Origin of the sequence: Pseudomonas sp. URIL14HWK12:I5 (assembly GCF_900176445.1) — a bacterium.
GTDB lineage: Bacteria > Pseudomonadota > Gammaproteobacteria > Pseudomonadales > Pseudomonadaceae > Aquipseudomonas > Aquipseudomonas monteilii.
The window spans coordinates 466,819-479,730 of record NZ_FWXQ01000003.1 but is presented as its reverse complement, the minus strand read 5'-3'; the positions used below and the strand labels follow the sequence as shown (position 1 = coordinate 479,730).

Sequence of the window (12,912 nt, the reverse complement as noted above, 5' to 3'; positions counted from 1 at the left end):
TTCGAGCTGAAGACCACCAACTGGCTGTCGTTCTTCAAGAACGACGACAAGTACGCCCGCGAAAAACTGTCCGGCGACCTGGAGCGTCTGCGCTCCTACTACCTGGACCGCGGCTACATCAACATGGACATCGCCTCCACCCAGGTGTCCATCACGCCAGACAAGAAGCACGTCTACATCACCGTCAACATCAACGAAGGCGAGAAGTACACCGTTCGCGACGTGAAGCTGTCCGGTGACCTGAAAGTGCCGGAAGACCAGGTCAAGTCGCTGCTGCTGGTGCAGCCGGGCCAGGTGTTCTCGCGCAAGGTGATGACCACCACATCCGATCTGATCACCCGCCGCCTGGGTAACGAAGGCTATACCTTCGCCAACGTCAACGGCGTGCCACAGCCGAACGATCAGGACCACACGGTCGACATCATGTTCGTGGTCGACCCGGGCAAGCGTGCCTACGTCAACCGTATCAACTACCGCGGCAACACCAAGACCGAAGACGAAGTGCTGCGTCGCGAAATGCGCCAGATGGAAGGTGGCTGGGCCTCGACCTACCTGATCGACCAGTCCAAGACCCGTCTGGAGCGCCTGGGCTTCTTCAAGGAAGTCAACGTAGAAACCCCGCCGGTGCCAGGCACCGACGACCAGGTCGACGTCAACTACAGCGTCGAAGAGCAGGCCTCCGGTTCGATCACCGCCAGCGTCGGTTTCGCCCAGAGCGCCGGCCTGATCCTCGGTGGTTCGATCAGCCAGAGCAACTTCCTCGGTACCGGTAACAAGGTGTCGATCGGCCTGACCCGTTCGGAATACCAGACCCGCTACAACTTCGGCTTCGTGGACCCCTACTTCACGGCCGACGGCGTCAGCCTGGGCTACAACGCCTTCTACCGCAGCACCGACTACGACGACCTCGACGTCGACGTGGCCAGCTATGCGGTTGACAGCTACGGTGCCGGCGTGAGCCTGGGTTATCCGATCAGCGAAACCTCGCGCCTGACCTATGGCCTGAGCGTGCAGCAGGACAAGATCAAGACCGGTAAGTACACCGTTGACGAGATCTTCGATTTCCTTGAGCAGGAAGGCGACAACTTCCTGAACTTCAAGGCTTCGATCGGCTGGTCCGAGTCGACCCTGAACAAAGGTGTGCTGGCTACTCGTGGTCACTCGCAAAGCCTGACTCTGGAATCCACCATTCCGGGTAGCGACCTGTCGTTCTTCAAGCTCGACTACCGTGGTCAGCTGTTCAAGCCGATCACCAATGACTACACCCTGCGCCTGCACACCGAGCTGGGCTATGGTGACGGTTACGGCAGCACCTCTGGCCTGCCGTTCTATGAGAACTACTTCGCGGGTGGCTTCAACTCCGTCCGTGGCTTCAAGGACAGCAGCCTGGGCCCACGCAGTACGCCGAGCCGCGGCGAGGCCGAAGGTGGCAAGCCAGGTACCATCCGCGACCCGGATCAGGACCCGTTGCCGTTCGGTGGTAACGTGCTGGTGCAAGGTGGTGTCGAGTTGCTGTTCCCGCTGCCGTTCGTCAAGGACCAGCGTTCGCTGCGCACCTCCGTGTTCTGGGACGTCGGTAACGTGTTCGACACCAATTGCGGCAACAAGCCTGATTGCGAGAAAGTCGGTTTCTCGGGCATGGCCAGCTCGGTTGGTCTTGGTGTGACCTGGATTACCGCACTGGGCCCGCTGAGCTTCAGCTTGGCAATGCCGGTGAAGAAGCCGGACGATGCCGATACCCAGGTGTTCCAATTCTCTCTGGGCCAGACCTTCTAAGGTCGGCCCTTGCTTAATGACAACGGTTTATCCAGGAGTGCATCGTGCGTAAATTGGCTCAACTGGCCGTAGTGGCCGCGGCGCTGGTCGCCACCCCGGCATTCGCCGAAATGAAGGTTGCTGTGCTGAACTATCAGATGGCCCTGCTGGAATCGGATGCTGCCAAGAAGTACGCAGTTGATGCCGAGAAGAAGTTCGGTCCGCAACTGACCAAGCTGAAAAGCCTGGAAAGCAGCGCCAAGGGCATCCAGGACCGCTTGATCAAGGGCGGCGACAAGATGCAGCAGCAGGAGCGTGAGCGCCTGGAGCTCGAGTTCAAGCAAAAGGCCCGTGACTTCCAGTTCCAGTCCAAGGAGCTGAACGAAGCCAAAGCCGTTGCTGACCGCGACATGCTCAAGCAACTGAAACCGAAGCTGGATGGTGCTGTCGAGGAAGTGATCAAGAAGGGCGGCTACGACCTGGTCCTCGAGCGTGGTGCGGTCATCGATGTCAAGCCTCAGTACGACATCACCCGCCAAGTCATCGAGCGCATGAACCAAGCCCGTTGATATGAGTGTGACCATGACGCTAGGCCAGCTGGCCGAGGCCCTCGGTGCCACCCTCAAAGGCCCCGAGGCGCTGCAGATTACCGGTCTGGCCACCCTGCAGGAGGCTGGCCCCGGTCAATTGAGCTTCCTCGCCAACCCGCAGTACCGCAAGTACCTGGATAACTGCCAGGCGGGTGCGGTATTGCTCAAGGCTGCGGATGCCGAAAGTTTCGCTGGCAATGCCCTGATCGTGGCCGACCCGTACCAGGCGTATGCGCGTATTTCCCACTTGTTCGACCCCAAACCCAAGGCTGTGGCGGGAATCCATCCCAGCGCCGTGGTGGCTGAGGACGCACAGGTGGACGCCAGCGCCAGCGTCGGGGCGTTCGCGGTTATCGAAAGCGGTGCGCGTATCGAGGCTGATGTCAGCATCGGCGCGCATTGCTTCATCGGTGCGCGTTGCGTTGTAGGTGAAGGCGGCTGGCTGGCGCCGCGGGTGACGTTGTATCACGACGTCACCATCGGCAAGCGAGTGGTCATCCAGTCGGGTGCCGTGATCGGCGGCGAAGGCTTCGGCTTTGCCAATGAGAAAGGCATCTGGCGCAAGATTGCCCAGATCGGCGGCGTCACCATTGGTGATGACGTGGAAATCGGCGTCAATACCGCCGTCGACCGTGGTGCGCTGTCCGACACGCGGATCGGTGACGGGGTAAAGCTCGACAACCAGATCCAGATCGCCCACAACGTGCAGATCGGTGACCACACGGCCATGGCGGCTTGCGTGGGCATTTCCGGCAGTACGCGCATCGGCAAGCATTGCATGCTGGCCGGCGGCGTAGGCCTGGTAGGGCACATTGATATTTGCGATAACGTATTTGTTTCCGGGATGACGATGGTGACCCGTTCGATCACTGAACCCGGTTCCTATTCATCCGGCACAGCCATGCAGCCTTTGGCTGACTGGCGCAAGAGCGCTGCGCGTATCCGTCAGCTCGATGACATGGCCAAGCGTCTTCAGCAGCTGGAAAAACGCGTCGATACCGTGACCTCAGGTGGCCAGCCGACATCAGAAGGCTGATACCATTCCCTGAGCAAGAGTGAACAGTCGCTAGCTGGCTCCTCTTTGGATTGCAAAAGGAGCGTGTGGTCAGCACCTGCGCTCCCTATTCTTATTACAGGCTTCCCCCCCGAAATGATGGACATCAACGAGATTCGCGAATACCTGCCTCACCGTTACCCGTTCCTCTTGGTGGACCGAGTGACGGATCTGGACTTCGAGGCCCAGAGCATTCGTGCCTACAAGAATGTCAGCATCAACGAGCCGTTTTTCAATGGCCACTTCCCGGCGCACCCGATCATGCCGGGTGTCCTGATCATCGAAGCCATGGCCCAGGCGGCCGGCATCCTTGGCTTCAAGATGCTCGATGCCAAGCCGGCCGACGGCACCCTGTACTACTTCGTCGGCTCCGACAAGCTGCGTTTCCGTCAGCCGGTACTGCCGGGTGACCAGTTGGTGCTGGAAGCCAAGTTCCTCAGCCGCAAGAGCATGATCTGGAAATTCGAGTGCCGTGCCCTGGTCGACGGCAAGCCGGTTTGCTCGGCAGAGATCACCTGCGCGGAACGCTCCCTATGAATTCGATTGATCCTCGGGCCATTATCGACCCGTCGGCCAAACTGGCCGATGGCGTCGAGGTCGGCCCTTGGTCGATCGTTGGCCCCGATGTGGAAATCGGGGAGGGCACCGTTATCGGCCCGCATGTTGTGCTCAAAGGCCCGACCCGCATCGGCAAGCATAACCGTATCTTTCAGTTTTCCTCGATCGGTGAAGACACCCCGGACCTCAAGTACAAGGGTGAACCGACGCGCCTGGTGATCGGTGACCACAATGTGATCCGTGAAGGGGTGACCATTCACCGTGGTACCGTTCAGGACCGTGCTGAAACCACCGTGGGTGACCACAACCTGATCATGGCCTATGCCCACATCGGCCACGACAGCGTCATTGGCAATCACTGCATCCTGGTCAACAACACGGCCTTGGCCGGCCATGTGCATGTGGGTGACTGGGCGATCCTGTCCGGCTACACCCTGGTGCACCAGTACTGCCATATCGGTGCCCACGCGTTTTCCGGCATGGGGACGGCGATTGGCAAGGACGTTCCGGCCTTTGTTACCGTGTTTGGCAGCCCGGCCGAAGCCCGCAGCATGAACTTCGAGGGCATGCGCCGTCGCGGTTTCAGCGACGAGGTGATCCATGTGCTGCGCCGCTGCTACAAGATTGTCTACCGCCAGGGCCTGACCGTCGAAGACGCGCTCAAGGAGTTGGCGGAAATGGCCGCGCAACACCCTGAGGTCGAACTGTTCCGCCAGTCGATCGTGAACTCCGCCCGCGGCATCACCCGCTGACATGGCCCCGCTTTGCGTAGCCTTGGTCGCAGGTGAGGCCAGCGGCGACATTCTGGGTTCCGGCCTGATGCGTGCCCTGAAGGCGCGCCACCCGGATGTGCGTTTCATTGGCGTTGGCGGCCCGTTGATGGAAGCCGAAGGCCTGCAATCGTACTTCCCCATGGAGCGCCTGGCTGTCATGGGCCTGGTCGAGGTACTGGGGCGCCTGCGCGAGTTGCTCAAGCGCCGCAAGTTGCTGATCCAGACGCTGATCGACGAAAAGCCGGATGTATTCATCGGCATCGACGCCCCTGACTTCACCCTCAATATCGAGCTGAAACTGCGTCAGGCCGGGATCAAGACCGTGCATTACGTCAGCCCGTCGGTCTGGGCGTGGCGGCAGAAGCGCGTGCTGAAGATTCGCGAAGGCTGCGACCTGATGCTGACGCTGTTGCCGTTCGAGGCGCGGTTCTATGAAGAGCAGGGCGTGCCGGTGCGTTTTGTCGGCCACCCGTTGGCCGACACCATACCGCTTGAAGCCGACCGCCCGGCCGCGCGCGCTGCGCTGGGCTTGGGCGAGGGGCCGGTAGTGGCCCTGATGCCGGGCAGCCGGGGTGGGGAAGTCGGGCGACTGGGGGCATTGTTCCTTGATGCCGCAGAGCGCTTGTGCCAACAGGTGCCGGGCGTGCGCTTCGTGCTGCCCTGCGCAAATGCCGCGCGGCGTGCCCAGGTTGAACAGATGCTCGAAGGGCGGCAACTGCCGCTGACGCTGCTTGATGGCCAGTCGCATCAGGCACTGGCGGCCTGTGACGCGGTACTGATCGCCTCCGGTACCGCCACCCTGGAAGCGTTGCTGTACAAGCGGCCTATGGTGGTGGCCTATCGCCTTGCGCCCTTGACCTACTGGATTCTCAAGCGCCTGGTGAAAAGCCCCTACGTGTCATTGCCTAACCTGCTTGCCCAGCGCGAACTGGTGCCCGAGCTGCTGCAAGACGCTGCGACCAGCGAAGCCCTGGCCAATACCCTTGCGCCGCTGGTGCGTGATGGCAGCCGGCAGACCGAACGTTTCGACGAAATTCACCGCACCCTGCGCCTTGACGCCTCCAATCAGGCGGCCGAGGCGGTACTGGCCCTGCTCAAGGACCGCTGACATGCAAATTGGACTGGACTTCAACCTGGTCGAGGACCTGGTCGCCGGCGTCGACGAAGTGGGCCGTGGCCCACTGTGTGGCGCGGTGGTAACGGCGGCGGTGATCCTCGACCCTGCGCGCCCGATCCTTGGCCTGAACGATTCGAAGAAGCTCACCGAAGCCAAGCGCGAGGCGTTGTTCGACGAAATCCGGGAAAAGGCGCTGAGCTTCTGTATCGCCCGTGCCGAAGTCGAGGAAATCGACCGCCTCAACATCCTGCATGCGACCATGCTGGCCATGCAGCGCGCCGTGGAAGGCCTGCACATTACACCGAAGCTGGCCCTGATCGATGGCAACCGCTGCCCGAAGCTGGCCGTACCGGCTTCGCCAGTGGTCAAGGGCGATAGCCAGGTGCCAGCTATCGCGGCGGCTTCGATCCTGGCCAAGGTGACCCGAGACCGGGAGATGAGTGCCTTCGAGCTGATTTACCCAGGGTATGGCATGGGTGGGCACAAGGGTTACCCCACGCCGGTGCACCTCGAGGCCCTGGCACGGTTGGGGCCTACGCCCATTCATCGGCGTTCCTTTGCCCCGGTGCGGGCGGCCTGGGAAGCACGCGAAGGCGTCACCGATTCCCTGATCTGACCTGGTGGGGCCGCTTTGCGGCCCTTCGCGGCGGTTCGGCGCACCAACTTGCCCGCTCCACAGGTGCGGCGTCGTTCCCGAGAGCAGTGATATCCCTGTGGGGGCGGGCAAGTCGGTGCGCCGAACCGCCGCGAAGGGCTGCGAAGCAGCCCCAAATCCCATCCCCATTTAAGCTACAATCCCGCCCTTGTCGTTCAGCACTGCTACAGGATCTTCCATGTCGGTTCCCTTCGTTCACCTGCGCGTCCACTCCGAATTCTCGCTGGTCGACGGCCTGGTGCGGGTCAAACCGCTGGCCAAGGCGCTGGCGGGGATGAACATGCCGGCGGTGGCGATCACCGACCAGAGCAACATGTGCTCGCTGGTGAAGTTCTACAAGACCGCCATGGGCGCCGGCATCAAGCCGATATGCGGCGCCGACCTGTGGCTGGCCGGTGCCGACCCGGAAGCGCCGCCGTCGCGCATCTGCTTTCTGGCCATGGACCCCAAGGGCTACCGCAACCTCACCGAGTTGATCTCGCGTGGCTGGACCGACGGCCAGCGCAATGGCCTGGTCATCCTGCAGCGCGAATGGATCGCCCCTGCCAGTGAAGGCCTGATTGCCCTGTCTGCGGGCAAGGAAGGCGACATCGGCATGGCCTTGCTGGCCGGCCGGGACGATGAAGCCCAGGCCCTGCTGCAAGACTGGATGGGCATGTTCCCCGATCGCTTCTACGTTGAAGTGCAGCGCACCAACCGCGCCCGTGACGAAGAGTACGTGCACGCTGCCGTAGCGCTGGCAGACAAGCTCGGCGCCCCGCTGGTGGCTACCAACGACGTGCGCTTCCTCAAGCAGTCCGATTTCGACGCCCATGAAACCCGCGTGTGCATTGGCGAAGGCTGGACCCTCGACGACCCGCGCCGCCCGCGTGGCTACAGCGATCAGCAATACCTGAAGTCGGCCGAGGAAATGGCCGAGCTGTTCAGCGACCTGCCTGATGCCATCGCCAACACGGTCGAAATCGCCAAGCGGTGCAATATCCAGGTTCAGCTGGGCAAGTACTTCCTGCCCGACTTCCCCACGCCCAATGGCATGGGTATCGACGATTACTTGCGGCATGTGGCCCACGAAGGCCTGGAAGAGCGCCTGGCGGTGCTGTGGCCGAAAGAGACCACGCCCAATTACGAAGAAAAGCGCCAGGTGTACCTGGACCGCCTGAAGTTCGAGCTGGACATCATCATCCAGATGGGCTTCCCCGGTTACTTCCTGATCGTTATGGACTTCATCAAGTGGGCCAAGAACAACGACGTGCCGGTGGGCCCGGGCCGTGGTTCGGGTGCTGGCTCGCTGGTGGCGTACGTACTCAAGATCACTGACCTCGACCCGCTGGCCTACGACCTGCTGTTCGAGCGCTTCCTCAACCCTGAACGTATTTCCATGCCCGACTTCGACGTCGACTTCTGCATGGACGGCCGTGACCGGGTGATCGACTACGTGGCCGAGGCCTACGGCCGCAACGCAGTGAGCCAGATCATCACCTTCGGCACCATGGCCGCCAAGGCGGTGGTGCGAGACGTGGCGCGGGTGCAGGGCAAGTCCTACGGCCTGGCCGACCGCCTGTCGAAGATGATCCCGTTCGAAGTGGGCATGACCCTGGAGAAGGCCTACGAGCAGGAAGAGATCCTGCGCGACTTCCTCAAAGGCGATGAAGACGCCCGCGAAATCTGGGACATGGCCCTGAAGCTGGAAGGTGTGACCCGGGGCACCGGCAAGCACGCCGGTGGTGTGGTTATCGCGCCGACCAAGCTTACCGATTTTTCGCCGATTGCCTGTGATGAAGAAGGCGGTGGCCTGGTAACCCAGTTCGACAAGGATGACGTCGAGGCTGCCGGCCTGGTGAAGTTCGACTTCCTTGGCCTGCGTACGCTCACCATCATCAAGTGGGCGATGGAGATCATCAACCGCGAGCAGGCGAAGAACAACCTGCCCGACGTCAACATTGACTTCATCCCGCTGGACGACCGCAAGACGTACGAGCTGTTGCAAAAGGCCGAGACCACGGCGGTGTTCCAGCTCGAATCGCGCGGCATGAAGGAGCTGATCAAGAAGCTCAAGCCCGACTGCCTGGAAGACCTGATCGCACTGGTGGCACTGTTCCGTCCAGGCCCGCTGCAATCGGGCATGGTGGACGACTTCATCAACCGCAAGCACGGCCGCGCCGAGCTGGCTTACCCGCACTCCGACTACCAGTATGAAGGCCTCAAGCCGGTACTGGCACCGACCTACGGCATCATCCTGTATCAGGAACAGGTGATGCAGATTGCTCAGGTGATGGCAGGCTATACCCTGGGCGGCGCCGACATGCTGCGCCGGGCGATGGGTAAGAAAAAGCCCGAGGAAATGGCCAAGCAGCGCGGTGGTTTCATCGAAGGCTGCGTGGCCAACAATATCGACGCGGACCTTGCCGGTAACATCTTCGACCTGGTAGAAAAGTTCGCAGGTTACGGGTTCAACAAATCCCACTCCGCGGCTTATGGCCTGGTGTCGTACCAGACCGCCTGGCTGAAAACCCACTACCCGGCGCCGTTCATGGCCGCGGTACTGTCGGCGGACATGCACAACACCGACAAGGTGGTGGTGCTGGTCGAGGAGGTGCGCAGCATGAAGCTGCGCCTCGACGCGCCGGATGTGAACTTCTCCGACTTCAAGTTCACCGTCAACAACGACGGGCGCATCGTCTATGGCCTGGGTGCCATCAAGGGCGTGGGTGAAGGCCCGGTAGAGGCAATTGTAGAGGCCCGTGCCCAGGGCGGCCCGTTCAAGGACCTGTTCGACTTCTGTGAACGGATCGACCTCAAGCGGGTCAACAAGCGCACCCTGGATGCGTTGATCCGAAGTGGCGCGCTGGACCGCCTGGGGCCGCATTTCCATGACGAGATCAAGGCCTATCACGCCAACATCGACATCAACCGTGCAACCTTGATCTCCGCGTTGGGTGAAGCCATCAAGGCTGCCGAGCAGGCAGCCCATACCGCTGACAGCGGCCATGTCGACCTGTTCGGCAGCATGTTCGGCGAGGCGGATGTCGATGTTTATGCCAACCACCGCAAGGTGCGTGAACTCACCCTCAAGGAGCGCCTGAAGGGTGAGAAGGACACCCTTGGCCTGTACCTCACCGGCCACCCGATCGACGAATACGAGGCCGAAATCCGCCGCTTTGCCCGCCAGCGCATCGTCGACCTGAAGCCGTCGCGTGAAACCCAGACTATCGCCGGCATGATCATTGCCCTGCGGGTGATGAAGAACAAGAAGGGCGACAAGATGGGCTTTGTGACCCTGGATGACCGCTCTGGGCGCATCGAGGCATCGTTGTTCGCCGATGCGTTCATGGCGGCACAGTCCTTGCTGCAGAACGATGCCATGGTGGTGGTGGAGGGCGAGGTCAGCAACGACGACTTCTCCGGTGGCCTGCGCCTGCGGGTCAAGCAGGTGATGACCATGGAAGATGCGCGCACCAAGCTGGCCGAAAGCCTTCGGCTTAAGGTGGCGCACGACGCATTGAAGGGCGACCGCCTGAAGTGGCTGGGCGAGCTGATTACCCGCCATCGCGGTGCCTGCCCGATTACCCTGGAATACACCGGCAGCGATGCCAAGGCCATGCTGCAGTTCGGCGACCAGTGGGCAATCGACCCGGCCGACGGGCTGATTCAGGCGCTGCGTGACCAGTTCGGGCGTGAGAACGTCTTCCTGCAATATCGTTGAACCGAAAAAAATTTAATCTCGACCTGAATGCGCCTGATCCCTTAAGGTAGGGCGCCAAACGGATCAACCGGCCGGCCGCCTGGCCGTAGACCCAAGACGGATGACTATGAACCCGAATTTTCTCGATTTCGAACAGCCGATTGCCGACCTGCAAGCCAAGATCGAAGGCCTGCGCCTGGTAGGCAACGACAATTCGCTGAACATCAGCGATGAAATTGCCCGTCTGCAAGACAAGAGCAGCACCCTGACCGAAAGCATCTTCGGCAACCTGACCAGCTGGCAGATCGCCCGTCTGGCCCGTCATCCACGTCGTCCTTACACCCTGGACTACCTGGAACACATCTTCACCGAGTTCGAAGAGCTGCACGGTGACCGCCACTTCTCCGACGACGCCGCCATTGTGGGTGGTACCGCACGCCTGGACGGCAAGCCGGTCATGGTCATCGGCCACCAGAAGGGCCGTGAAGTACGCGAGAAGGTGCGCCGCAACTTCGGCATGCCGCGCCCGGAAGGCTACCGCAAGGCTTGCCGCCTGATGGAAATGGCCGAGCGCTTCAAGATGCCGATCCTGACCTTTATCGACACCCCGGGTGCCTACCCGGGCATCGACGCCGAAGAGCGCAACCAGAGCGAGGCAATTGCCTGGAACCTGCGTGTGATGGCTCGCCTGAAAACCCCGATCATCGCGACCGTGATTGGCGAGGGTGGTTCTGGCGGTGCACTGGCCATCGGTGTGTGTGACCAGCTGAACATGCTGCAATATTCCACCTACTCGGTGATCTCGCCGGAAGGTTGCGCTTCGATCCTGTGGAAGACTGCCGACAAGGCGGCCGATGCAGCAGAGGCCATGGGCATCACTGCCGAGCGCCTGAAGAGCCTGAACATCGTCGACAAGGTGATCCAGGAACCGTTGGGCGGCGCCCACCGCGACCCTGTCAAGATGTCGGAAAGCATTCGCGCCGACCTGGTGCAGCAGCTGGACATGCTCAGCAAGTTCGACAACGACGCGCTGCTGGCCCGCCGTTACGAGCGCCTGATGAGCTACGGCCTCTGATTCACTGATTTAGCCCAGGGGCCGCTTTGCGGCCCTTTCGCGACACAAGGCCGCTCCTGCAGGCGACCGCGTTTTCCTGTAGGAGCGGCCTTGTGTCGCGAAAGGGGTGCAAAGCCCCCCGGCAATCTCAAGCCAAGTGAGGAACAGATGATCAACCTCACCCCCTGGCTCAATGCCCCAGCCTGGTACATCGCCTTCTCCGGCGGCCTCGATTCCACTGTCCTCCTGCACCTGCTGGGCGACTACGTCCGCCACCACGCATCCCCCCCGCTGCGGGCGATTCATGTCCATCACGGTCTGCAGTCCGCCGCCGACGCCTGGCCGGCTCACTGCCAAGCCATCTGCGACAATCTCGGCATTGAACTCCGGGTCATCCACGTCCAGATCGCCCCCGGTGCCAGCCTCGAACAGGCCGCCCGCGACGCCCGCTATGCCGCGTTCGAGCAAGCCCTGAGCCCCGGCGACATCCTGTTCACCGGCCAGCACCGTGACGACCAGGCCGAAACCCTGCTGTTTCGTCTGTTGCGCGGCGCCGGCCTGCGTGGCCTGGCTGCAATGCCGGTGCAGCGGGCGCTAGGGCAGGGCAGTCTGGTCAGGCCTTTGCTGGCTTGTTCTCGGCAGCAACTGCAGGCCTATGCCCGAATGAAAGGGCTGGCCTGGATCGAAGACCCGTCAAACGCCGACACACATTTCGCCCGCAACTTCCTGCGTGGCGAGGTGCTCCCGCATTTGCAGCAACGTTGGCCGCAAACCACCCAGAACCTCGCCCGCGCCGCAGAGCACCTGGGCGAAGCCCTGGGGCTGCTGGACGAGCTCGCCCAAGGTGACCTTGCGTGCGCAGAAAGGGGGGCGCCGAAGGCCTGGGCCGGGTTGGACTCGCTCGACCTGGCATCCCTGGTCGCGTTGTCGCCCGCCCGTCAGCGCAATGCCCTGCAGTATTGGCTGAGCCTTCGCACCCGTTTGCCAGACACCCGGCACTGGGCTGGTTGGGCGGACCTGCGTGATGCTGCCGGGGATGCCCAGCCCGTCTGGCGGCTCGCCGACGGGCAACTGCTGCGCAGCCATGGGCGCATCTGGTGGCTGAGTGGTGACTGGCTACAGCTGCCCGTCGGCGAGCTGGCCTGGGTGAACCCCACCGGGCCGCTGGTGCTGCCAGGTAACGGCAGCGTGCGTCTTGCGGTCGCACAGCCGTTCGCAGACCTGCGCATCGCCTATCGCAAGGGCGGCGAAATGCTGGACGTCCCCGGCCGTGGGCGGCGCGACCTCAAGCGCCTGCTCAACGAGTTGCAGGTGCCGCATTTCCTGCGCCCACGCCTGCCGCTGCTGTATCAGGGCGAGTGTTTGCTGGCGGTGGCCAACCTGCCGGGGTTGGTGCAGGCGGATTGCCAGCTGCACTGGCAGTTACCGACGAACGCGCAAGGTTTGAGCTGAAGGGTACATTCGGGTAGACTACCCTCCCTTCTTGATACAGCTTCTGTGGGTTCCGCGAAAACACAGGAGTTGCCGATTACCAAGCAGTTTTTTGCTGGGCTGATTCTGGAAATGACGAGCGAGCTCCATGCCGGGGATACCCCTGGTCTGTACAGACGCGGCAGTTTTTCGAGATGCACTGTGATTGACGCAGGTGATCGGGGGCTTCGGCCTTCCTTCGCT

10 protein-coding genes are annotated in these 12,912 nt (G+C 62.0%); all 10 read left to right on the top strand.

Annotation, left to right across the window (positions count from 1 at the left end):
- Nucleotides 1-1,776: outer membrane protein assembly factor BamA (gene bamA, locus B9A31_RS10510; protein WP_084296978.1), on the top strand; the 1,776-nt coding region annotated here is incomplete at its 5' end.
- Nucleotides 1,777-1,820: 44 nt separating this feature from the next.
- Nucleotides 1,821-2,324 carry an OmpH/Skp family outer membrane protein gene (locus B9A31_RS10505; protein ID WP_003252311.1) on the top strand — a complete coding sequence of 168 codons (504 nt, stop codon included), beginning with the start codon at nucleotides 1,821-1,823 and terminating at the stop codon, nucleotides 2,322-2,324.
- A gap of 1 nt (nucleotide 2,325) precedes the next feature.
- A complete protein-coding gene (gene lpxD, locus B9A31_RS10500; protein ID WP_019097116.1) occupies nucleotides 2,326-3,381 on the top strand; it encodes a UDP-3-O-(3-hydroxymyristoyl)glucosamine N-acyltransferase in 1,056 nt (351 codons plus the stop codon).
- Between the two features lie 114 nt (nucleotides 3,382-3,495).
- A complete protein-coding gene (gene fabZ, locus B9A31_RS10495) occupies nucleotides 3,496-3,936 on the top strand; it encodes a 3-hydroxyacyl-ACP dehydratase FabZ (RefSeq protein ID WP_003252314.1) in 441 nt (146 codons plus the stop codon).
- Nucleotides 3,933-4,709: an acyl-ACP--UDP-N-acetylglucosamine O-acyltransferase gene (gene lpxA, locus B9A31_RS10490; protein WP_016712927.1), complete on the top strand. Its 777-nt coding sequence runs from the start codon at nucleotides 3,933-3,935 to the stop codon at nucleotides 4,707-4,709. The genes fabZ and lpxA overlap by 4 nt, the downstream gene beginning before the upstream one ends.
- 1 nt (nucleotide 4,710) lies before the next feature.
- Nucleotides 4,711-5,838: a lipid-A-disaccharide synthase gene (gene lpxB, locus B9A31_RS10485; RefSeq protein WP_019097117.1), complete on the top strand. Its 1,128-nt coding sequence runs from the start codon at nucleotides 4,711-4,713 to the stop codon at nucleotides 5,836-5,838.
- A gap of 1 nt (nucleotide 5,839) precedes the next feature.
- On the top strand, nucleotides 5,840-6,463 hold the full coding sequence (gene rnhB / locus B9A31_RS10480; RefSeq protein WP_019097118.1) for a ribonuclease HII: 624 nt from the start codon (nucleotides 5,840-5,842) through the stop codon (nucleotides 6,461-6,463).
- 217 nt (nucleotides 6,464-6,680) lie between these two features.
- Nucleotides 6,681-10,205 carry a DNA polymerase III subunit alpha gene (gene dnaE, locus B9A31_RS10475; RefSeq protein ID WP_027609875.1) on the top strand — a complete coding sequence of 1,175 codons (3,525 nt, stop codon included), beginning with the start codon at nucleotides 6,681-6,683 and terminating at the stop codon, nucleotides 10,203-10,205.
- 106 nt (nucleotides 10,206-10,311) lie between these two features.
- Nucleotides 10,312-11,259, top strand: a complete 948-nt coding sequence (locus tag B9A31_RS10470; protein ID WP_025755052.1) for an acetyl-CoA carboxylase carboxyltransferase subunit alpha — start codon at nucleotides 10,312-10,314, stop codon at nucleotides 11,257-11,259.
- A gap of 147 nt (nucleotides 11,260-11,406) precedes the next feature.
- Nucleotides 11,407-12,690: a tRNA lysidine(34) synthetase TilS gene (gene tilS / locus B9A31_RS10465; RefSeq protein WP_025755053.1), complete on the top strand. Its 1,284-nt coding sequence runs from the start codon at nucleotides 11,407-11,409 to the stop codon at nucleotides 12,688-12,690.
- The last annotated feature ends 222 nt before the right edge of the window (nucleotides 12,691-12,912 follow it).